28 protein-coding genes are annotated in these 20,307 nt (G+C 67.8%); 2 read left to right on the top strand and 26 right to left on the bottom strand.

Features of this window, described 5'->3' with window-relative positions; all coding sequences use genetic code 11:
* Nucleotides 1-6: 6 nt before the first annotated feature.
* The 22 genes from ACZ573_RS01020 to rfbB all read right to left on the bottom strand — a co-directional run bounded on the left by ACZ573_RS01020 (nucleotide 7) and on the right by rfbB (nucleotide 14,029).
* Nucleotides 7-192, bottom strand: coding sequence for a type Z 30S ribosomal protein S14 (locus ACZ573_RS01020; RefSeq protein ID WP_003956452.1), 186 nt, complete (start codon nucleotides 190-192; stop codon nucleotides 7-9).
* Between the two features lie 5 nt (nucleotides 193-197).
* Nucleotides 198-749 carry a 50S ribosomal protein L5 gene (rplE, locus tag ACZ573_RS01015; RefSeq protein ID WP_301367833.1) on the bottom strand — a complete coding sequence of 184 codons (552 nt, stop codon included), beginning with the start codon at nucleotides 747-749 and terminating at the stop codon, nucleotides 198-200.
* Nucleotides 749-1,060 carry a 50S ribosomal protein L24 gene (gene rplX / locus ACZ573_RS01010; RefSeq protein ID WP_030008468.1) on the bottom strand — a complete coding sequence of 104 codons (312 nt, stop codon included), beginning with the start codon at nucleotides 1,058-1,060 and terminating at the stop codon, nucleotides 749-751. The genes rplE and rplX overlap by 1 nt, the downstream gene beginning before the upstream one ends.
* 2 nt (nucleotides 1,061-1,062) lie before the next feature.
* The gene (rplN, locus tag ACZ573_RS01005; RefSeq protein WP_008739701.1) at nucleotides 1,063-1,431 is read right to left on the bottom strand and encodes a 50S ribosomal protein L14; all 369 of its coding nucleotides are present in this window, start codon (nucleotides 1,429-1,431) and stop codon (nucleotides 1,063-1,065) included.
* Nucleotides 1,432-1,568: 137 nt separating this feature from the next.
* On the bottom strand, nucleotides 1,569-1,850 hold the full coding sequence (gene rpsQ / locus ACZ573_RS01000; RefSeq protein WP_030008467.1) for a 30S ribosomal protein S17: 282 nt from the start codon (nucleotides 1,848-1,850) through the stop codon (nucleotides 1,569-1,571).
* Nucleotides 1,850-2,074, bottom strand: a complete 225-nt coding sequence (gene rpmC / locus ACZ573_RS00995; protein ID WP_008739703.1) for a 50S ribosomal protein L29 — start codon at nucleotides 2,072-2,074, stop codon at nucleotides 1,850-1,852. The genes rpsQ and rpmC overlap by 1 nt, the downstream gene beginning before the upstream one ends.
* Nucleotides 2,074-2,493 carry a 50S ribosomal protein L16 gene (gene rplP, locus ACZ573_RS00990; protein ID WP_008739704.1) on the bottom strand — a complete coding sequence of 140 codons (420 nt, stop codon included), beginning with the start codon at nucleotides 2,491-2,493 and terminating at the stop codon, nucleotides 2,074-2,076. Before rplP ends, rpmC begins: the two co-directional genes overlap by 1 nt.
* Before the next feature lie 5 nt (nucleotides 2,494-2,498).
* Complete coding sequence (gene rpsC, locus ACZ573_RS00985) at nucleotides 2,499-3,341, bottom strand: 30S ribosomal protein S3 (RefSeq protein ID WP_030230639.1); 843 nt, start codon at nucleotides 3,339-3,341, stop codon at nucleotides 2,499-2,501.
* On the bottom strand, nucleotides 3,341-3,688 hold the full coding sequence (gene rplV / locus ACZ573_RS00980; protein WP_007265904.1) for a 50S ribosomal protein L22: 348 nt from the start codon (nucleotides 3,686-3,688) through the stop codon (nucleotides 3,341-3,343). Before rplV ends, rpsC begins: the two co-directional genes overlap by 1 nt.
* 43 nt (nucleotides 3,689-3,731) lie before the next feature.
* Nucleotides 3,732-4,013: a 30S ribosomal protein S19 gene (rpsS, locus tag ACZ573_RS00975; RefSeq protein WP_008739713.1), complete on the bottom strand. Its 282-nt coding sequence runs from the start codon at nucleotides 4,011-4,013 to the stop codon at nucleotides 3,732-3,734.
* A gap of 12 nt (nucleotides 4,014-4,025) precedes the next feature.
* Complete coding sequence (gene rplB / locus ACZ573_RS00970) at nucleotides 4,026-4,862, bottom strand: 50S ribosomal protein L2 (RefSeq protein WP_008739715.1); 837 nt, start codon at nucleotides 4,860-4,862, stop codon at nucleotides 4,026-4,028.
* Nucleotides 4,863-4,901: 39 nt separating this feature from the next.
* Entirely contained in the window at nucleotides 4,902-5,225 is a 324-nt protein-coding gene (rplW, locus tag ACZ573_RS00965) for a 50S ribosomal protein L23 (RefSeq protein WP_007265901.1), read from the bottom strand.
* A complete protein-coding gene (rplD, locus tag ACZ573_RS00960) occupies nucleotides 5,225-5,875 on the bottom strand; it encodes a 50S ribosomal protein L4 (RefSeq protein ID WP_030388861.1) in 651 nt (216 codons plus the stop codon). Before rplD ends, rplW begins: the two co-directional genes overlap by 1 nt.
* Nucleotides 5,876-5,879: 4 nt before the next feature.
* On the bottom strand, nucleotides 5,880-6,524 hold the full coding sequence (gene rplC / locus ACZ573_RS00955) for a 50S ribosomal protein L3 (protein ID WP_007265899.1): 645 nt from the start codon (nucleotides 6,522-6,524) through the stop codon (nucleotides 5,880-5,882).
* A 14-nt stretch (nucleotides 6,525-6,538) separates the two neighbouring features.
* A complete protein-coding gene (rpsJ, locus tag ACZ573_RS00950) occupies nucleotides 6,539-6,847 on the bottom strand; it encodes a 30S ribosomal protein S10 (protein ID WP_003948644.1) in 309 nt (102 codons plus the stop codon).
* A gap of 470 nt (nucleotides 6,848-7,317) precedes the next feature.
* Nucleotides 7,318-8,433: a serine/threonine-protein kinase gene (locus ACZ573_RS00945; RefSeq protein ID WP_471297500.1), complete on the bottom strand. Its 1,116-nt coding sequence runs from the start codon at nucleotides 8,431-8,433 to the stop codon at nucleotides 7,318-7,320.
* Between the two features lie 144 nt (nucleotides 8,434-8,577).
* Nucleotides 8,578-9,876 carry a lipopolysaccharide biosynthesis protein gene (locus ACZ573_RS00940; RefSeq protein WP_471297498.1) on the bottom strand — a complete coding sequence of 433 codons (1,299 nt, stop codon included), beginning with the start codon at nucleotides 9,874-9,876 and terminating at the stop codon, nucleotides 8,578-8,580.
* 25 nt (nucleotides 9,877-9,901) lie between these two features.
* Nucleotides 9,902-10,786, bottom strand: a complete 885-nt coding sequence (locus tag ACZ573_RS00935; protein ID WP_471297496.1) for a glycosyltransferase — start codon at nucleotides 10,784-10,786, stop codon at nucleotides 9,902-9,904.
* A gap of 9 nt (nucleotides 10,787-10,795) precedes the next feature.
* Entirely contained in the window at nucleotides 10,796-11,602 is an 807-nt protein-coding gene (locus ACZ573_RS00930) for a glycosyltransferase family 2 protein (protein ID WP_471297494.1), read from the bottom strand.
* Nucleotides 11,599-12,000, bottom strand: a complete 402-nt coding sequence (locus tag ACZ573_RS00925) for a DUF2304 family protein (protein WP_471297492.1) — start codon at nucleotides 11,998-12,000, stop codon at nucleotides 11,599-11,601. Before ACZ573_RS00925 ends, ACZ573_RS00930 begins: the two co-directional genes overlap by 4 nt.
* A gap of 143 nt (nucleotides 12,001-12,143) precedes the next feature.
* Complete coding sequence (gene rfbD / locus ACZ573_RS00920) at nucleotides 12,144-13,055, bottom strand: dTDP-4-dehydrorhamnose reductase (RefSeq protein WP_471297490.1); 912 nt, start codon at nucleotides 13,053-13,055, stop codon at nucleotides 12,144-12,146.
* Nucleotides 13,052-14,029 carry a dTDP-glucose 4,6-dehydratase gene (rfbB, locus tag ACZ573_RS00915; protein ID WP_471297488.1) on the bottom strand — a complete coding sequence of 326 codons (978 nt, stop codon included), beginning with the start codon at nucleotides 14,027-14,029 and terminating at the stop codon, nucleotides 13,052-13,054. The genes rfbD and rfbB overlap by 4 nt, the downstream gene beginning before the upstream one ends.
* Before the next feature lie 82 nt (nucleotides 14,030-14,111).
* Between rfbB and rfbA the strand changes: the two genes are divergently transcribed.
* Together rfbA and rfbC are read left to right on the top strand one after the other, a co-directional pair.
* Nucleotides 14,112-14,987 (top strand): glucose-1-phosphate thymidylyltransferase RfbA, encoded by an 876-nt coding sequence (rfbA, locus tag ACZ573_RS00910; RefSeq protein ID WP_471297486.1) that lies wholly within the window; start codon nucleotides 14,112-14,114, stop codon nucleotides 14,985-14,987.
* Nucleotides 14,984-15,583 (top strand): dTDP-4-dehydrorhamnose 3,5-epimerase, encoded by a 600-nt coding sequence (gene rfbC, locus ACZ573_RS00905; protein WP_301367905.1) that lies wholly within the window; start codon nucleotides 14,984-14,986, stop codon nucleotides 15,581-15,583. Before rfbA ends, rfbC begins: the two co-directional genes overlap by 4 nt.
* A gap of 188 nt (nucleotides 15,584-15,771) precedes the next feature.
* Here rfbC and tuf read toward each other — a convergent pair whose 3' ends face one another.
* The 4 genes from tuf to rpsL all read right to left on the bottom strand — a co-directional run bounded on the left by tuf (nucleotide 15,772) and on the right by rpsL (nucleotide 20,130).
* A complete protein-coding gene (gene tuf / locus ACZ573_RS00900) occupies nucleotides 15,772-16,965 on the bottom strand; it encodes an elongation factor Tu (protein WP_030008455.1) in 1,194 nt (397 codons plus the stop codon).
* 148 nt (nucleotides 16,966-17,113) lie between these two features.
* Entirely contained in the window at nucleotides 17,114-19,246 is a 2,133-nt protein-coding gene (fusA, locus tag ACZ573_RS00895) for an elongation factor G (protein ID WP_301367907.1), read from the bottom strand.
* Between the two features lie 39 nt (nucleotides 19,247-19,285).
* A complete protein-coding gene (rpsG, locus tag ACZ573_RS00890) occupies nucleotides 19,286-19,756 on the bottom strand; it encodes a 30S ribosomal protein S7 (protein ID WP_007265894.1) in 471 nt (156 codons plus the stop codon).
* A gap of 2 nt (nucleotides 19,757-19,758) precedes the next feature.
* Nucleotides 19,759-20,130 carry a 30S ribosomal protein S12 gene (rpsL, locus tag ACZ573_RS00885; RefSeq protein WP_007265893.1) on the bottom strand — a complete coding sequence of 124 codons (372 nt, stop codon included), beginning with the start codon at nucleotides 20,128-20,130 and terminating at the stop codon, nucleotides 19,759-19,761.
* Between the last annotated feature and the right edge of the window lie 177 nt (nucleotides 20,131-20,307).

The following is a 20,307-nucleotide window of genomic DNA, read 5'->3' as shown; positions in this document are numbered from 1 at the left end:
AGGGAATTACCAGGAGCTCTTGGTCACGCCCGGCAGCTCGCCACGGTGAGCCATCTCACGAAGGCACACGCGGCACAGGCCGAACTTGCGGTACACGGAGTGGGGGCGACCGCAGCGCTGGCAGCGGGTGTACGCACGCACACCGAACTTGGGCTTACGGGCAGCCTTCGCGATGAGAGCCTTCTTCGCCATCTCGCTTACGCCTCCTTGAAGGGGAAGCCGAGGTGACGAAGGAGGGCACGGCCCTCGTCGTCGTTGGTCGCCGTGGTGACCACGGTGATGTCCATACCCCGGGTACGGTCGATCTTGTCCTGGTCGATCTCGTGGAACATGACCTGCTCCGTGAGACCGAAGGTGTAGTTACCACGGCCGTCGAACTGCTTCGGCGACAGACCACGGAAGTCACGGATACGCGGCAGCGCGAGCGACAGCGTACGGTCCAGGAACTCCCACATGCGGTCACCACGGAGGGTGACGTGGCAGCCGATCGGCTGACCCTCGCGCAGCTTGAACTGCGCGATGGACTTGCGGGCCTTGGTGACGGCCGGCTTCTGACCGGTGATCGTCGTCAGGTCCTTGATGGCGCCGTCGATCAGCTTGGAGTCGCGGGCGGCGTCGCCCACACCCATGTTGACCACGATCTTCACGAGGCCGGGGATCTGCATGACGTTCTCGTAGGAGAACTCCTCACGCAGCTTGCCGGTGATGTCCTCGCGGTACTTCGTCTTGAGACGCGGAGTGGTAGCCATCAGATGTCCTCACCCGTCCGCTTGGCAACGCGGATCTTGTTGCCCTCGTCGTCGAAGCGGTAGCCGACGCGGGTGACGACCTTCTTGCCGTCCTTCTCCACAACCAGCTGAACGTTGCTGACGTGGACCGGGGCCTCGGTGATCACAATGCCACCGGCCTGGTTCTGCGCAGCCTTGGTGTGCTTCTTGACCCGGTTGACACCCTCGACGAGGACGCGGTTGTCGGCGGGGAAGGCGACGATGACCTTGCCCTGCTTGCCCTTGTCCTTACCGGTGATGACCTGAACCAGGTCGCCCTTCTTGATCTTCATGCTTACAGCACCTCCGGCGCGAGCGAGATGATCTTCATGAACTTCTTCTCGCGCAGCTCACGGCCCACGGGGCCGAAGATACGGGTGCCGCGAGGGTCGCCGTCGTTCTTCAGAATGACGGCGGCGTTCTCGTCGAAGCGGATGTACGAGCCGTCCTGGCGGCGACGCTCCTTGACGGTGCGAACGATGACCGCCTTGACGACGTCACCCTTCTTCACGTTGCCACCGGGGATCGCGTCCTTGACGGTGGCGACGATGACGTCACCGATGCCCGCGTAGCGGCGACCGGAACCACCGAGAACACGGATGCAAAGGATTTCCTTTGCACCAGTGTTGTCGGCGATACGCAGTCGCGACTCCTGCTGGATCACGTGTATCTCCTGTTTGTCTGCCGGTTCCCGGCGGGGGCTTCACTCCGGAGAGCGTCGCCCCCACCGAGCCTGGCGGAACGAATCTGAGGGAAACCCCTCAGACTGTGTCTGTTTGGAATTCGCTTGCGCGAATTGCCTTACTTGGCCTTCTCGAGGATCTCGACGATGCGCCAGCGCTTGCTCGCCGACAGCGGACGCGTCTCCATGATGAGGACGCGGTCGCCGACGCCGGCAGCGTTCTGCTCGTCGTGCGCCTTGAGCTTGTTCGTACGGCGGATGACCTTGCCGTACAGGGCGTGCTTGACGCGGTCCTCGACGGCGACGACGACGGTCTTGTCCATCTTGTCGCTGACGACCAGACCCTCACGGGTCTTGCGGAAGCCGCGCTCGGTCTTCTCAGTCACGTTGTTCTCGCTCATCAGGCGCTCTCCACCGTCTCGATACCGAGCTCACGCTCGTGCATCAGGGTGTAGATGCGAGCGATGTCCTTACGGACGGACTTGAGCCGGCCGTTGTTCTCCAGCTGACCCGTGGCCGCCTGGAAGCGGAGCTTGAACAGCTCCTCCTTGGCCTCGCGCAGCTTGCCAACGAGCTCCTCGTTGCCGAGCTCACGCAGCTCGGACGCCTTGGTTCCCGTCGCCATCACGACTCACCTGCCTCGCGCCGAACAATCCGGCACTTCATCGGAAGCTTGTGAGCAGCGCGGGTGAGCGCCTCACGAGCAATCTTCTCGTTCGGGTAGGACAGCTCGAACATGACCCGACCCGGGTGCACGTTGGCGATCCACCACTCGGGAGAACCCTTACCGGAACCCATGCGGGTTTCGGCCGGCTTCTTCGTCAGCGGGCGGTCCGGGTAGATGTTGATCCAGACCTTGCCGCCACGCTTGATGTGGCGGGTCATCGCAATACGAGCCGCCTCGATCTGGCGGTTCGTCACGTAAGCCGGGGTCAGCGCCTGGATGCCGTACTCGCCGAACGTGACCTCAGTACCGCCCTTGGCCATACCGCTGCGCTTCGGGTGGTGCTGCTTGCGGTGCTTGACCCTACGAGGGATCAGCATGTCGGTCAGGCCTCCGTTCCGGTGCTCTCGGCCGGAGCGGCGGCGGGAGCGTCGGCCTTGGGGGCCTCGACACCAGCAGCCTGCTGCGGCTTGCGGCCACCACGGCCGCCGCGCTCGCCACCACGGCCACCACGGCCGGCGGGACGGTCGCCAGCGCCCTGCGCGCCACGGGCCGGGCGGTTACCCGCACGGGCCGCAGCGTTCTCGGCGCGAACCTCGGCGATGTTCTTGACGTCGCCCTTGTAGATCCAGACCTTCACACCGATACGGCCGAAGGTGGTCTTGGCCTCGAAGAAGCCGTAGTCCACGTTCGCGCGGAGGGTGTGCAGCGGCACACGGCCTTCGCGGTAGAACTCGGAGCGGGACATCTCGGCGCCGCCGAGACGACCGCCACACTGGATCTTGATGCCCTTGGCGCCGGCCTTCATCGTGCCCTGCATGCTCTTACGCATGGCGCGACGGAAGGAGACGCGGGAGGAGAGCTGCTCGGCAACGGCCTGGGCAACCAGCTGAGCGTCGAGCTCGGGGTTCTTGACCTCGAGGATGTTCAGCTGGACCTGCTTGCCCGTGAGCTTCTCGAGGTCACCGCGGATGCGGTCGGCCTCGGCGCCACGGCGGCCGATGACGATGCCCGGACGAGCGGTGTGGATGTCCACACGCACGCGGTCACGGGTGCGCTCGATCTCAACCTTCGAGATGCCGGCGCGCTCCATGCCGGACGTCATCATCCGACGGATGGCGACGTCTTCCTTGACGTAGTCCTTGTACAGCTTGTCGGCGTACCAACGCGACTTGAAGTCGGTGGTGATGCCGAGCCGGAACCCGTGCGGGTTTACCTTCTGGCCCATTACCGGGAACCTTCCTTGCTGCTGACGACCACGGTGATGTGGCTGGTCCGCTTGCGGATCCGGTAGGCACGGCCCTGCGCACGCGGACGGAACCGCTTCAGGGTCGGGCCCTCGTCCACGTACGCCTCGCTGATGACCAGCGTGGAGGCGTCCGGGTGGTTGTAGTTGTGTGCGGCGTTGGCGATGGCGCTGTCAAGCACCTTGCCAACCGGCACGCTCGCGGCCTGCGGGGCGAAACGCAGGACCGCCTGAGCCTCCGTGGCATCCATGCCACGGATAAGGTCCACCACTCGGCGGGCCTTCATGGGCGTGACGCGGATGTACCGCGCCTGGGCCCTGGCTTCCATGGTTGTCCCTTCGGTGTAAGTCATAGTCATAACCACCCCGCCTTTAGCGGCGCTTCGACTTCCGGTCGTCCTTGACGTGGCCGCGGAAGGTGCGAGTCGGCGAGAACTCGCCGAGCTTGTGGCCGACCATCGACTCGGTGACGAACACCGGGACGTGGGTCTTGCCGTTGTGCACCGCGATGGTGTGACCCAGCATGCTGGGGATGATCATCGAGCGACGGGACCAGGTCTTGATGACGTTCTTGGTGCCGGCTTCGTTCTGGACGTCCACCTTCTTTACGAGGTGGTCGTCGACGAAGGGCCCCTTCTTGAGACTGCGCGGCATCTAAACCCGCTCCTAGCGCTTCTTGTTCGTCTTGCGGCGGCGGACGATGTACTTGCTCGAAGCCTTCTTCGGCGAGCGAGTACGACCCTCCTTCTGACCCCACGGGGAGACCGGGTGGCGACCACCACTGGTCTTGCCCTCACCACCACCGTGCGGGTGGTCAACCGGGTTCATCGCGACACCGCGGACGGACGGGCGAACGCCCTTCCAGCGCATGCGGCCGGCCTTGCCCCAGTTGATGTTCGACTGCTCGGCGTTGCCGACCTCGCCGACCGTGGCGCGGCAGCGCGCGTCGACGAGACGGATCTCACCGGACGGCATACGAAGGTGGGCCATGGTGCCCTCCTTCGCCAGCAGCTGCACGGAGGCACCAGCGGAGCGCGCGAACTTGGCGCCGCCACCGGGACGGAGCTCGATCGCGTGGATCGTGGTACCGACCGGGATGTTGCGGAGGGCCAGGTTGTTACCGGGCTTGATGTCGGCCGTGGGGCCGTTCTCAATCCGGTCGCCCTGCTTCAGAGCCTTCGGCGCGATGATGTAGCGCTTCTCGCCGTCCGCGTAGTGCAGGAGCGCGATGCGCGCGGTGCGGTTGGGGTCGTACTCGATGTGCGCGACCTTGGCCGGCACGCCGTCCTTGTCGTGACGACGGAAGTCGATCACGCGGTAGGCGCGCTTGTGTCCACCACCCTGGTGGCGAACGGTGATCCGACCGGTGTTGTTACGGCCGCCCTTGCTGTGCAGGGGGCGAACCAGCGACTTCTCCGGCGTGGACCGCGTGATCTCGACAAAGTCGGCGACGCTGGAGCCACGACGGCCCGGGGTCGTCGGCTTGTACTTGCGGATACCCATTTCTCAGTCCTCGTCCGATTCCGGACGACTAGACCTCCGTTAGGAGGCCTGGCCGCCGAAGATGTCGATACGGTTGCCCTCGGCAAGGGTCACGATGGCGCGCTTGGTGTTCGCACGCTTGCCGAAACCGGTCTTGGTGCGCTTGCGCTTACCCTGACGGTTGATCGTGTTGACCCCGGTGACCTTGACCGAGAAGACCGCTTCCACGGCCTGCTTGATCTGGGTCTTGTTGGCGCCGGGCGCGACGATGAACGTGTACTTGTTCTCGTCCAGCAGCGCGTAGCTCTTCTCCGAGACAACCGGCTTGATCAGCAGGTCGCGCGGGTCAGTGAAGGTCTTGCTGGTAACGGTCGCCTCAGACATCAGGCGTCGCTCCCTTCGGTCTCATCGGCCTTGGGGCCAGACACGAAGGACTCGAAAGCGGCCTGAGTGAAGACCACGTCGTCAGAGACGATCACGTCGTACGTGTTCAGCTGGCCCGGCTCCAGGATGTGAACCTGGGGCAGGTTGCGGGCGGACAGCCACGCGGCCTCTTCGGCGCGGTCGACGACCAGGAGCAGGTTCTTGCGCTCCGAGATCTTGCCGAACAGCGTCTTGGCGGCCTTCGTGGAGGCGGCACCCTCGACCACGCCGGTGACGACGTGGATGCGGGAGTGACGCGCACGGTCCGAGAGGGCACCGCGGAGGGCGGCGGCCTTCATCTTCTTCGGGGTCCGCTGCGAGTAGTCACGCGGCTGCGGGCCGTGGACAACGCCACCGCCGACGAACTGCGGAGCGCGGGTGGAACCCTGGCGAGCGCGGCCGGTGCCCTTCTGGCGGTACGGCTTGCGGCCACCACCACGGACTTCGCCACGACGCTTGGTCTTGTGCGTGCCCTGACGGGCAGCAGCCAGCTGAGCGACAACGACCTGGTGGATCAGCGGAACGCTGGTCTTCGCGTCGAAGATCTCCGCGGGGAGCTCGACGGTACCGGCCTTGTCGCCTGCCGGCGAAAGGATGTCAATGGTGCTCATTACCTCAAGCCCCCTTGGCCGCGGTACGGACCAGGACGAGGCCGCCGTTCGGACCGGGGACCGCGCCCTTGATGAGCAGCAGACCCTTCTCCGCGTCAACCGCGTGGATGGTCAGGTTCTGGGTGGTGACGCGCTCGTTACCCATACGACCGGCCATGCGCATGCCCTTAAAGACACGCCCAGGGGTGGCGCAGCCACCGATCGAACCGGGGGAGCGGTGCTTGCGCTGCACACCGTGACCGGCGCCGAGGCCCCGGAAGTTGTGCCGCTTCATGACACCGGCGAAGCCCTTGCCCTTGCTGTTGCCCGTGACGTCAACCTTGACGCCGGACTCGAACACCTCAGCAGTGATCTCCTGGCCGAGCGTGTACTCGCTGGCGTCGGAGGTGCGGAGCTCCACCAGGTGGCGGCGGGGGGTCACGTCGGCCTTGGCGAAGTGGCCCTTGAGGGGCTTGTTCACCTTGCGCGGGTCGATCTCGCCGAAGGCGATCTGGACCGACTCGTAGCCGTCGATGTCGTTCGTACGGACCTGGGTAACGACGCAGGGTCCGGCCTTGACCACGGTCACCGGGACGACACGGTTGTTCTCGTCCCAGACCTGGGTCATGCCGAGCTTCTCGCCCAGGACGCCCTTGATCTGCTTTGCCATCTTCTCGACGCCTCTCAGAGCTTGATCTCGATGTCAACGCCGGCCGGAAGGTCCAGGCGCATCAGCGAGTCAACGGTCTTGGGGGTCGGGTCGAGGATGTCGATCAGGCGCTTGTGCGTGCGCATCTCGAAGTGCTCGCGCGAGTCCTTGTACTTGTGCGGCGACTTGATGACGCAGTACACGTTCTTCTCAGTGGGCAGCGGCACCGGGCCCGCGACCGACGCACCAGTGCGCGTCACCGTCTCGACGATCTTCTTCGCCGAGGAATCGATGACCTCGTGGTCGTAGGCCTTGAGCCGGATGCGGATCTTCTGTCCCGCCATGGCTACTCCGTAGTCCTGTCTCTATGTGGAAACGCTCTGGCTCCCGGTCGGCTGCGGGACGGATCCCGCGGCCTCTCCTCCGACCCACGCGGTCGGGCGTGTCGCACTCCCTCTACAGAAAATTCCCATACGGAAATTCCCTCGTCCAAGGGGGTACGGTCCCGATGACCGCGATTCGGGGGAGAAACACCCACCGAGTGCCTGGTGGGCACCGTGCTGACACTTCCCAGAAGATTCCCGTACGTCCGCCCCCATTGCTGCCCCGAAAGGCAGATTAAGGACGACGAGTACTGTGGGACTCGCTTCCGGTCCTCCCGGCGGGAGGCGCGCAGCATCGGCACTCAGCCGAGCAACTTGAGTAGTCTGCCATACGAGGCACGTACCTGGCCAATCGGGCCGAAGAGAATACCCCGCCACGCTGAGTGGTCAAACCGCACCACGCGCATCGCCCGGCGGGGCTCCTCCCCCGGTCAGGAGCGCGTGACCGTCCCGCACCCTTCGCCCTCGATGTCCCTGCTGCGGTCGTACGGATCCACGGCGGGACCGGTGGGCGCCGGCCCGGCCGGAGCGTCCTGCGGGAAGTCCGGGTGCAGGAAGCCGTCGGCCGTCTCGCAGGCGACGTTCGACCACTCCGAGACGTACTTGCGCAGCTGGAGCCGGCCCCGGGTGGTCTCCCAGCGCGCCGGGTCGAGCAGGCTCAGGGTGACCTGGCGGCGCACGATGGTGCGCTGCACGCTCGTGCCGCCGTTCGTCATGGGGTGGACGAAGGTGTAGTCCGTCACCACGAGCAGTTCCCCGGGCTCCCCCGCCTCCGCCCGCATGCTGCCGCGCACCTTGACCACGTCGCCGACCGGCTTGACCTTTGTAGGGTCGAAGCGGGTGAAGAGCATCACCGGGGTGTTCTCCGCGGTGGGCTTGGTCAGGGACTGCTCCAGCCGCTGCGGGACCTCCGGCTGCTTGGGGTCCAGGACCGCCAGGGCGGCGGCCGGCCGCTCGCCGCGCAGGGTGGCCGGGTCGAGATTGGCCGCGATCAGGAACTGCCTGGCCTCCTCCAGCGCGTCCGCGACCTGCTGCTGGGACATCCCGCCGACGGCCGCGGCCGCGGGGACCTCGATGCCGGCGGCGCCGTCGGCCCACTGGAGGGCCGGGGAGCCACGGAAAGGTTCCTGCGGGGTCGGCCGGTCGGGCGCCGTCGACGGCGGTGGGGCGGTCGGACGTCCGGACTCCCCGGGCAGCGGAGCGGCGTTCCGGGCCTCCTGGCGGGCCTCGGTCTTGCCCGTGATCCGGTCGATCAGCAGCTCGGGCCGTAGCGCGACCAGCGCGAGCCCGGCGATGAAGACGACGGCCAGGGTGGCCTTGATCCGCCGCCCGGCCCGGCCCCGCCCGCCCCGTATCCCCGGCGAGGCCGGGCCGGTGCGCCAGCCCGGCGGATCCTGCTGGTCGCGCAGCCGCTCGGTCACCATCCGGGCCCGCGCCGAGGGCTCCCGCGGTGCCTCCCCGGGGCCCGAGGAGGCCTGTTCCAGGAACGCCGCCAGCTCCTCGTCGGATATGCCCCCGCTGCGCGCGTCCCCGTCGTTCCTGCCCATGCCCCACCCCGTGTGCATCCGTATGTGTCCGCCACGGCCGAGAGGCCCCGCACCGTGCGGGGCCTCTCGGCCGCCGATCGGGCGACTGGTCACGCCGCCGGATCATGAAATCGTACTGAGGGAGGTGCCGGTCGCCGGCGGGCCTCAGACCTCGGCGAGCTGCCCGCCGGGGACGGCCGCGGCGCTACGGCGCGGCACGGCGCCGCGCAGGGTCAGCAGCATCGCGGCGGCGGTGGCGAGCGAGCCGACCGCGTAGGCGAGGCCCACGCGCAGCGCGATGTCACCGGGGAGCAGGGTGATCCCGAGCAGGACCGCGGTGCCGAACACCCAGCAGACCAGCTGGGCGCGGTGCTTGTGCAGCACCATCTGCGCCTGGCCGAGCACCATCGCCAGCATGTAGCAGGTCGTCCCGACGGCGAACCAGAGGAAGTCGAGGTGGCCGAGCTGGCCCGGCTGGGCGCGGAACAGGACCTCGATCAGCCAGGGTCCGAGCAGCACGGCGGGCACGCCGCCGATCGCGCCGAGGCCGAGCACCACCAGGCAGGCCTTGCGGAGCATCCGGGCGAAGCCCTGGTGGTCGCCGGCGGCCACCACGGTGGACAGGCCGGAGAGCAGCGAGGCCTGCAGCGAGCCGAAGACGAACAGCGGCACCCGGGCCAGCACCAGGGCGCTGAGCAGGGCCGAGATCAGGGCGATGCGGGTCGGCTCCAGCAGCTGGGTGCTCATCACCGCCGCGTTGACCACCACCTGCGCCAGCAGGGTGGAGGCGGTCAGCGGCCCGAGGCCGCGGACCAGCTCCCGGGTGGGGAACGCGCCGCCGGGCCGCGCCGCGCGCAGCGTCGGGGCCAGCGTGACCAGCAGGGCGACGAACGGCGCCACGACGAGGATCAGGCTGAAGGCGAGCGCCGAGTGCAGCCCGGCGGCGGCGCAGGCGAAGGCCAGCACGATCCGCAGGCCGCCGTCGACCGCGAGCTGGGAGCCGTACGCGGTGAACCGGCCGGTGCCTGCGAGGACGCCCCGCGTGAGGTAGCACAGGGCCATCCCGGCGAAGGCACCCCCGAGCACGGCGACCATCTGGAGGTCGCCGTGGAACAGCCGGTCGGCGATCGGCCGGGCGAAGACGGCGAGCGCGCCGAGGACCGCGCCGAGGACGCCCCCGGTCAGCAGTCCCGCCTTCCGGAGCACCGGCGCGGCGCCCTCACCGCGCACCACGCGGGCGGCGACGATCCGGGTGAGCTCCTGCTCGATCGGGAAGAACAGGCCGATCCCGACGGACATCACGAGGGTCCACAGCACCGAGACGCCGGCCTTCTCGGCCTCGGAGAGGCTGTGCCCGGCCACCGCGAGGTGGATGTAGGAGGCGGCGCCGAGTACGGCGGTGCCCCCCGCGACCATGGCGGTCCCGGGGGGCAGGGCTTTGAGCAGTTTCGCGATCGGGTTCATCCCGTAGCTTTCATCGGCCGCACGCTCAGCGCGTGGCGTGGCGGAGCATGGCGCTGACACCGGGCCGGCCGGCGTGCTTCACAGCGCCGGGCAGCAGGGTGATCGCGTGCAGCCGGGAGGAGAGGTGCAGGCGGGAGACCTTGGCGGCGCGCGGCCAGCCGTGCCGGTCCAGGCGGTCGGCGGTCTCCACGAAGAAGCGCTTGGCCTCCTCGAAGCGGTGGCCGGTGTAGGCCTTGGCGGAGGACTCGCTCCCGGCGTGCCGGCGGTAGCTGAAGCAGACCTGCGGCGTGGTGGCCAGGGTCTCCCCCGCCACCAGCAGGTCGACGACCAGGGCGAGGTCCTGGATCACGCCCAGGTCGGTGCGGAAGCCGAAGCGCTTGACCGCCTCCGTGCGCCAGCAGATCGACGGGAAGTACAGCCAGTTACCGCGCAGCAGGCTGATGGCCAGCTCCTCGCCGCCGAGCAGGGCCTGGCCCGGGCCCTTCGGGGAGTACAGCTTGCGCTTGGTCCGGTCGACCAGGGTGTCGTACTCCCGGCCGTCGGTGCCGATCACGAGGACGCCCGGCTGGATCATCGCGGCGGCCGGCTCTCGGTCGGCCGCGGCCCGCACCACCTGCAGGTAGTTCGGGTGCATGAGGTCGTCGCAGCCCATGAGCACCAGGTACTCGTACTCGGCGAGCTCGACGCAGCGGTTGAAGTTGCCGGTCACCCCGAGGTTGCGCTCGTTGCGGAAGTAGCGGACGCGGGGGTCCGACAGCCCCTCGAACCACTCGGGGACGCCCGGCTCGCGCCCGTCGTCGACGACGGTGAGGCGCCAGTCGTCGCCGTCCTGGGCCAGGACGCTGCGGACGGCATCCTGCATCAGCGCGACGTCGCCGTAGTACGGCAGAAGGATTTCGAAACGCGACATGTTCTCCGCCTAGGCCTTGGTCAGCTCGCGGGCGACCAGCTCGGCGGTGCGCTGCTGGAAGGCGGTGTACGCCGGGGTGCCGGGCGTGAACGCCTTGAGCTCGCCGGGCATCCGGCGGATCATCGCGAGCAGCAGCACGAGGCCGGCGCGGGTGAGGTAGACCATCGCCCGGAACGGCGAGGCGCTCGGCCGGCCGGTGGTCCGTTCGCGCATCGCCACGGGGATCTGGCGCACGGTGAAGCCGGAGCGGGCCGCGCCCACCATGGACTCGATGGTGTCCCCGAGGTACTCCACGGGGTACCAGCGGGCGAAGAACTCTATGAGCGGCCGGTTGCAGGCGCGGAAGCCCGAGGTGGTGTCGGTGAGCTTGGTCCGGGTGATGCGCGACAGCACCACGGACAGCAGCGACATCGCCCACTTGCGCGGGCCGCGCACCGTGTAGTCGCCGTCGCCGGCGAACCGGGCGCCTATGACCAGGTCGGCGTCGCCGACGGCGAGGCGCTCCAGCAGCGCCGGCACGTACGCCGGGTCGTGCTGGCCGTCGGCGTCCACCTGGATCGCCACGTCGTAGTCGTGCTGCTGCGCGTAGCGGTAGCCGAGCCGCATCGCGCCGCCGACACCGAGGTTGAAGGGCAGCTGGGCGACGGCCGAGCCGGCCGCCCGGGCCACCTCGGCGGTGTTGTCCGCCGAACCGTCGTCGACCACGAGGGTGTCCACGTAGGGCAGTTGCTGCTGGATCTCGCGCAGGACGGAGGGCAGACCGTCCTGCTCGTTCCAGGCGGGAAGAATGATCAGGACGCGACGACCGTCGTTCACGACTTCACCTGTGCCTCGATGGCGCCGGAATCCTCCGCGCGCGGCGACGTGCTGGGGTAACCGCCCTGCTGGACGAGGTGCGCGCGGATCAGCGCGACGTCCTCCGCCAGGGTGCGGGTCTCCGCCTCCAGCCGACTGGTCTCCCAGCTGAGGTGCAGGCTCACCAGCAGGACCAGGACGAACCCGATGAAGAACACCAGACTCACGCCGGATGCCACGCCGAGGCTCCTGGCCACCGGGTCCAGCAGGTCGGGGACGAACCCGAGCGGGGCGGCCAGCAATCCGATGGCGAGCCATATCGCCGCGTACTTCTCCCGCAGTTGCTGGCGGCGCAGCAGCTCGAGGATGTACCCCAGCACCAGAAGACCGGTGATGGAGGTCAGAACGGAGAGTCGCACAGCGGGCGGCGCCTTTCGCGCGAAGGGGCCAACGTCTTTATAGGAGAAGCATATGGCACGGCATATGACGCGAACGGGGCCCGGGAGGTTGCACCCCGGGGCCCGTGGACGACGCGCGTATGGAGGGGATCAGCCTCTCCGGATCACTTCGCGGAGGGCGGTTTCAGCAGATCGGCGAAGGCCGGGCGGGTGATCGCCTCGGCGAGCTGCGCCTGCCAGTCGGGCAGCGGTTCCAGCCCGGCGGCCGACCAGCCGTCGTGAGCAAGGACACTGAAGGCCGGGCGCACGGCGGGGCGTACGAACGCCTCGGAGGTCGTCGGCCGGATCCGCTCGGGGTCGAGCCCGCTCAGCCGGTACGCCTCGCGCGCCAGCCCCATCCAGGTCGTACGGCCGCTCGCGGTGCCGTGGTAGACCCCGCCCGGGGCCTTGCCCGCCAGCGCGGCAAGGCCGAGGTCGGCCAGGCGGCGGGCCAGCGCGTAGGACCAAGTGGGCTGGCCGTGCTGGTCGTCGACCACGTCGAGGGTGTCCCGCTGGGCGGCCAGCTTCAGCATGGTGGCGACGAAGTTCGCCCCGTGCTCGCCGTACAGCCACGCGGTCCGCACGATGTAGCCGTCCTGCGGGAGCAGCTCGGCGACGGCCTGTTCGCCGACCAGCTTGGAGCGCCCGTAGGCGTTGACCGGACCGGTCTCGGCGTCCTCGCGGTACGGCTGCGTGGCGTTGCCGGGCAGTACGTAGTCGGTGGAGACGTGCAGCAGGCGCGCACCGGCGCCGGCGCAGGCCGCCGCGAGGACGCGTACGCCGGTGCCGTTGACGGCGGTGGCGGCTTCCTCGGCGGTCTCGGCGCCGTCCACGTCGGTCCAGGCCGCGCAGTTGACGACGACCGCGGCACCCTCGACGGCGGCCCGCACGGCTGCCGGGTCGGTGATGTCGAGGTCGGCACGGCCCGCGCCCACGGCTTCGATGCCGGCGTCCTTCAGGACGGCGAGGACGTCCTGGCCGAGCATTCCGGCGGCGCCGGTGACGAGCCAGCGGCCGGCTCCCGGGGTCGCGGTCACTTCTGCAGCGCCGCCTTCGCCTTCAGCGGCTCCCACCAGGCACGGTTCTCCCGGTACCACTCGATGGTGGCCTTGATGCCGTCCTCGAAGGTGACCTGCGGGGCGTAGCCCAGCTCGGCGCCGATCTTGCTGATGTCGATGGAGTAGCGCAGGTCGTGGCCCTTGCGGTCCTCGACGTGCTCGACCATGTCCCAGCCGAGGCCGGCGGCCTCCAGCAGGACGCCGGTGAGCTCCTTGTTGGTGAGCTCGGTGCCGCCGCCGATGTTGTAGACCTCGCCGGCCCGCCCCTTGCGCATGGCCAGGTCGATGCCGCGGCAGTGGTCGGAGACGTGCAGCCAGTCGCGGACGTTGCCGCCGTTGCCGTACAGCGGGACCCTCTTGCCGTCCATCAGGTTCGAGACGAACAGCGGGATGACCTTCTCCGGGAACTGGTAGTGCCCGTAGTTGTTGGAGCAGCGCGTGACGACGACGTCCATGCCGTGCGTGCGGGCGTAGGCCAGCGCGAGCAGGTCGGAGGAGGCCTTCGAGGCGGAGTACGGGGAGTTGGGCACGAGCGGCCACTCCTCCGTCCAGGAGCCTTCGGTGATCGAGCCGTAGACCTCGTCGGTGGAGATGTGGACGAAGCGGCCGACGCCGTGCTTGCGCGCGGAGTCGAGCAGCACCTGGGTGCCGACGACGTTGGTCATCACGAACGGGCCCGCGCCGGCGATCGAGCGGTCCACGTGGGACTCGGCCGCGAAGTGCACGACGACATCGTGGCCGGGCATGACCTGGTCGACGGCGTCCGCGTCGCAGATGTCGCCCTTGACGAAGGCGTATCCGGGGTGGCCGGCGACCGGGGCGAGGTTGGCCTCGACGCCCGAGTACGTCAGCTTGTCGAAGACAGTGATCTGCGCCGTGGCATCTGCAGCGAGCTGCTGACGGACGAATTCTGAACCGATGAAGCCGGCGCCGCCGGTCACGAGGATGCGCATAATACGAAGAGTCTAGCGGTCCGCCCAACGTCACATCTGCGGAACTCTGCTCCCCCAGGCCCTCTCGCATAGGGTTCTTCCCATGCGTGGAATCCTCTTGGCCGGTGGCACCGGATCGCGACTCTGGCCGCTGACCCGGGCAGTCTCGAAGCAGCTGCTGCCCGTCTTCGACAAGCCGATGATCTACTACCCCCTCTCCACCCTCGTGATGGCGGGCATCAGCGAGATCCTGATCATCACCACCCCGGACGACCGCGAACAGTTCGAGCGACTGCTCGGCGACGGTTCGCAGTTCGGCCTGCGGCTGGAGTACGCCGTCCAGGAGCGCCCGGAGGGCATCGCCCAGGCGTTCGTCCTCGGCGCCGACTTCATCGGTGACGAGTCCGTCGCCCTGATCCTCGGCGACAACATCTTCCACGGCAGCGGCCTGGGCACCCGTCTCGCCCAGCACACGGACGCCAAGGGCGGCCGCGTGTTCGCGTACCCGGTCGCGGACCCCACCGCCTACGGCGTGGTCGAGTTCGACGAGAACGGCCAGGCCATCTCCATCGAGGAGAAGCCGGAGAAGCCGAAGTCCCGCTACGCGGTGCCGGGTCTGTACTTCTACGACAACCAGGTCGTCGGGATAGCCCGCGGCCTGAAGCCCAGCGCCCGCGGCGAGCTGGAGATCACCGCCGTCAACGACGCGTACCTCCAGGCCGGCGAGCTCAACGTCACCATCCTCGACCGCGGTACGGCGTGGCTGGACACCGGCACCTTCGTCTCGATGGTGCAGGCCTCCGAGTTCGTCCGCGTCATAGAGGAGCGCCAGGGCTTCAAGATCGGCTGCATCGAGGAGGCGGCCTGGCGGGCCGGCCTGATCGACTCCGCGCAGCTGCGCGCGCTCGCCGAGCCGCTGACCAAGAGCGGCTACGGCGACTACCTGCTGATGCTGCTCGCCGAGGAGGACGCCCGATGAAGTTCCGCGAACTCTCCATATCGGGCGCCTTCGAGGTCACCCCGCAGCTGCACGGCGACCCGCGCGGCCTGTTCACCGAGTGGTACCGCTTCGACCGGCTGGCCGAGGTCGTCGGGCACCCGCTGAACCTGGCGCAGGCGAACCTCTCGGTCTCCTCCGCGGGTGTGGTCCGCGGCATCCACTTCGCCGACGTACCGCGCGGCCAGGCCAAGTACGTGACCTGCGTACGCGGCGCCGTGCTCGACGTCATCGTCGACCTGCGGGTCGGCTCCCCCACCTTCGGCCGGTGGGAGGGTGTCCGCCTCGACGACGTGGACCGCCGCGCGGTCTACATCCCCGAGGGCCTCGGACACGGCTTCTGCGCGCTGAGTGACGACGCGACGCTGTCGTACCTCTGCTCGGAGACGTACAACCCGACCGGCGAGCACTCGGTGCACCCGCTCGACCCCGACCTGGGCATCGAGTGGCCGGCCGACGTCCCGCTGCTGTCCGCCCGCGACGAGGCCGCCCCCTCGCTGGCCGACGCGCTCGCGACCGGTCTGCTGCCCGACCACGCCGCCTGCGTCGAGTTCACCGAGTCCCTGCGCGTGAACTGACCCACCGCCGTACGCGGCCGAGGGCCGTACCCCGTCCGGGGTGCGGCCCTCACGCATATCCGCCGCCCTGCCCACGCGGGGCGGACCGGACATGCCGAAGGGCCCCGGCCCACCGCCGAGGCGATGGGCCGGGGCCCTTCAGTGCAACTTGGTGCCCGATGGACGGGCTACCAGGTCAGAGCACGAAATTACTTCGTGATCTTGGTGACCTGGCCGGCGCCCACGGTACGACCACCCTCACGGATGGCGAACTTCAGGCCCTCCTCCATGGCGACCGGCTGGATCAGCGCGACCGTCATCTCGGTGTTGTCGCCCGGCATGACCATCTCCGTGCCGGCCGGCAGGGTGACGACACCCGTGACGTCCGTGGTACGGAAGTAGAACTGCGGACGGTAGTTGTTGAAGAACGGGGTGTGACGGCCACCCTCGTCCTTCGACAGGATGTAGGCCTGGGCCTCGAACTCGGTGTGCGGGGTGACCGAACCGGGCTTGATGATGACCTGGCCGCGCTCGACGTCCTCGCGCTTGATGCCACGGAGGAGCAGACCGACGTTCTCACCGGCCTGGCCCTCGTCGAGGAGCTTGCGGAACATCTCGATACCGGTGACCGTGGTGGTGGTCTTGGTCTCCTTGATACCGATGATGTCGACGGTCTCGTTGACCTTCAGGACACCACGCTCGATACGGCCGGTGACGACGGTACCGCGACCGGTGATCGTGAAGACGTCCTCGACGGGCATGAGGAACGGCTTCTCGGTGTCACGCGGCGGGGTCGGGATGGCCTCGTCGACGGCGGACATGAGGCCGAGGAGCTTCTCGCCCCACTCCTTGTCGCCCTCGAGCGCCTTCAGCGCGGAGACGCGGACGACCGGCAGGTCGTCGCCCGGGAACTCGTACTCGGAGAGGAGCTCACGGACCTCGAGCTCGACGAGCTCCAGGATCTCCTCGTCGTCCACCATGTCGGCCTTGTTCAGGGCGACGACGATGTAGGGGACGCCGACCTGGCGGGCCAGGAGCACGTGCTCCTTGGTCTGCGGCATCGGGCCGTCGGTGGCGGCGACCACGAGGATCGCGCCGTCCATCTGCGCGGCACCGGTGATCATGTTCTTGATGTAGTCGGCGTGACCCGGGCAGTCGACGTGGGCGTAGTGACGCGCCTCGGTCTGGTACTCGACGTGCGCGATCGAGATGGTGATACCGCGCTGGCGCTCCTCAGGAGCCTTGTCGATCTGGTCGAAGGCCGAGGCCTCGTTCAGGTCCGGGTACGCGTCGTGCAGCACCTTGGTAATGGCGGCCGTGAGGGTCGTCTTACCGTGGTCAATGTGACCGATGGTGCCGATGTTGACGTGCGGCTTAGTCCGCTCGAACTTCGCCTTCGCCACGGGGTCCTCCTGGAGAGTGGTTCTGTACGCCTTACTCATCGGCGCCAGGTGATCTTTGCTGGAAAGCCGGTCCCCCCGGGGCAAGGGAGGGTTGCTCCTGTTGCCCCAGAGGCTCCGGTGACAAGCCTAAAGCGTGTACTCGGAAGAGTTACTCGCCCTTGGCCTTCGCGATGATCTCCTCAGCGACGTTCCGGGGAACCTCGGCGTAGGAGTCGAACTGCATCGAGTAGCTGGCGCGACCCGAGGTCTTGCTGCGGAGGTCTCCGACGTAGCCGAACATCTCCGAAAGGGGCACGAGGCCCTTCACGACGCGAGCACCGTGACGCTCCTCCATGGCCTGGATCTGGCCACGGCGGGAGTTGATGTCACCGATGACGTCACCCATGTAGTCCTCAGGCGTGGTGACCTCTACGGCCATCATCGGCTCGAGGAGCACGGGAGAAGCCTTGCGCGCGGCCTCCTTGAAGGCCTGCGAACCGGCGATCTTGAAGGCGAGCTCCGAGGAGTCGACCTCGTGGTAGCCACCGTCGAGAAGCGTGACGCGAACGCCAGTCATCTCGTAGCCGGCCAGGATGCCGAACTGCATGGCCTCCTGCGCACCGGCGTCGACCGAAGGGATGTACTCCTTCGGGACGCGTCCACCGGTGACCTTGTTCACGAACTCGTACGCCGGACCGTCGGTCTCGGTGATGGGCTCGATCGCGATCTGCACCTTGGCGAACTGACCGGTACCACCGGTCTGCTTCTTGTGCGTGTAGTCGTGACGCTCGACGGCCTTGCGGATCGTCTCGCGGTACGCGACCTGCGGCTTGCCGACGTTGGCCTCGACCTTGAACTCGCGCTTCATACGGTCGACCAGCACCTCGAGGTGCAGCTCGCCCATACCGCCGAGGATGGTCTGGCCCGTCTCCTCGTCCGAGTGAACGTGGAAGGAGGGGTCCTCCTCCGCGAGACGCTGGATGGCGACACCCAGCTTCTCCTGGTCACCCTTGGACTTGGGCTCGATGGCGACCTGGATGACCGGCGCCGGGAAGTCCATGGACTCCAGGATCACCGGGCTCTTGTCGTCACACAGCGTCTCACCGGTGGTGGTCTGCTTCAGGCCCATGACGGCGACGATGTCGCCGGCGCCCACCGCATCGATCTCTTCACGCTTGTTGGCGTGCATGCGGTAGATCTTGCCGATGCGCTCCTTCTTGCCCTTGACGGAGTTCAGCACCGCAGTGCCGGCCTCCAGGCGGCCCGAGTAAACCCGGACGAAGGTGAGCTTACCGAGGTGCGGGTCGCTCATGATCTTGAACGCGAGCGCGGCGAGGGGCTCCTCGTCGGACGGCTTGCGCTTCACGACGACCTCGGCGTCGCGGACGTCGTGGCCCTCGATGGCCTCGATGTCCAGCGGCGACGGCAGGTAGCGGACGACGGCGTCGAGCAGGGGCTGAACGCCCTTGTTCTTGAACGCCGTGCCACAGAACACCGCGGTGATCGTGGGCTCGCCCTTGCCCTTGCCGGAGTTCAGGATGATCCGGCGGACGGCGGCGTGCAGCTGCTCGACGGTGGGCTCGTTGCCCTCCAGGAACAGCTCCATGATCTCGTCGTCGTTCTCGGCGACGGTCTCGACCAGCTTGCCGCGCCACTCTTCAGCAGCCTCGGTGTGCGTGGCCGGGATGTCGACGATGTCGTACATCTCGCCCTTGGTCGCCTCGGCGGACCAGACGAACGCCTTCATCGTGACGAGGTCGACGACGCCCTGGAAGTCGGCTTCGGCACCGATGGGGAGCTGCATGACGATCGGAACCGCACCGAGGCGGTCCTTGATCATGTCGACGCAGCGGTGGAACTCGGCGCCGGTGCGGTCGAGCTTGTTGACGAAGCAGATACGCGGCACGCCGTAGCGGTCCGCCTGACGCCAAACGGTCTCGGACTGCGGCTCGACGCCGGCCACACCGTCGAAGACGGTGACGGCGCCGTCGAGGACGCGGAGCGAACGCTCCACCTCGACGGTGAAGTCGACGTGACCCGGGGTGTCGATGATGTTGATCGTGTGGTCAACGTCTTCGAGGGGCCAGTGGCAGGTCGTCGCGGCAGACGTGATGGTGATACCACGCTCCTGCTCCTGCTCCATCCAGTCCATCGTGGCGGCGCCGTCGTGGACCTCACCGATCTTGTACGACACACCGGTGTAGAACAGGATGCGCTCGGTGGTGGTCGTCTTGCCCGCGTCGATGTGGGCCATGATCCCGATGTTGCGGACCTTGGCCAGGTCAAGCGAAGTGGTAGCCATAAGGCTTCGGTCTTCTCTCGGTCTCGATGTGGGGTGGGACTACCAGCGGTAGTGCGCGAAGGCCTTGTTGGACTCGGCCATCTTGTGCGTGTCCTCGCGCTTCTTGACGGCAGCGCCAAGACCGTTGGAGGCGTCGAGCAGCTCGTTCATGAGGCGCTCGGTCATGGTCTTCTCACGACGGGCGCGGGAGTAACCCACGAGCCAGCGGAGGGCCAGGGTCGACTGGCGACCCGGCTTGACCTCGACGGGGACCTGGTAGGTCGCGCCACCGACACGGCGGGACTTGACCTCGAGGGACGGCTTGACGTTCTCCAGCGCGCGCTTCAGCGTGATGACCGGGTCGTTGCCGGTCTTCTCGCGGAGGCCTTCCATGGCGCCGTAAACGATGCGCTCGGCGGTGGAGCGCTTGCCGTTCAGGAGGATCTTGTTGATGAGCGACGTCACCAGAGGAGATGCGTAGACCGGGTCGATGATGACCGGGCGCTTCGGGGCGGGGCCCTTACGAGGCATTCTTACTTCTCCTTCTTGGCGCCGTAGCGGCTGCGGGCCTGCTTGCGGTTCTTGACAGCCTGGGTGTCAAGCGCACCGCGGATGATCTTGTAACGAACACCCGGCAGGTCCTTCACACGGCCACCACGCACGAGCACGATCGAGTGCTCCTGCAGGTTGTGTCCCTCACCCGGAATGTAAGCGGTGACCTCGATGCCGGAGGTCAGACGCACACGCGCGACCTTACGGAGCGCCGAGTTCGGCTTCTTCGGGGTGGTCGTGAACACACGCGTGCAGACGCCGCGACGCTGGGGCGAAGCCTCAAGCGCGGGGGTCTTTGTCTTCTCGACCTTGTCCTGCCGGCCCTTACGGACCAGCTGCTGGATCGTAGGCACTACTTCTCCGGTTTCTGTGTGCCGTGTAGTGAAACTAACCTGGAACTTCCCCGACCCACGCGGTCGGGTGTGTCGAACACTGCACGCTTTCACCGAAGTGAGTCGGGCGCAGATTGCGGTGTGTTCTTCTCGGCTCTCCGCGGGGTCTTACGCACACGCGGGGGCCAGGGCACACCC

The sequence above is a fragment of the Streptomyces sp. NPDC040545 genome (assembly GCF_055595065.1).
Note: the sequence above shows the minus strand (reverse complement) of the source record. Positions and strands in the feature narration are given on the sequence as shown.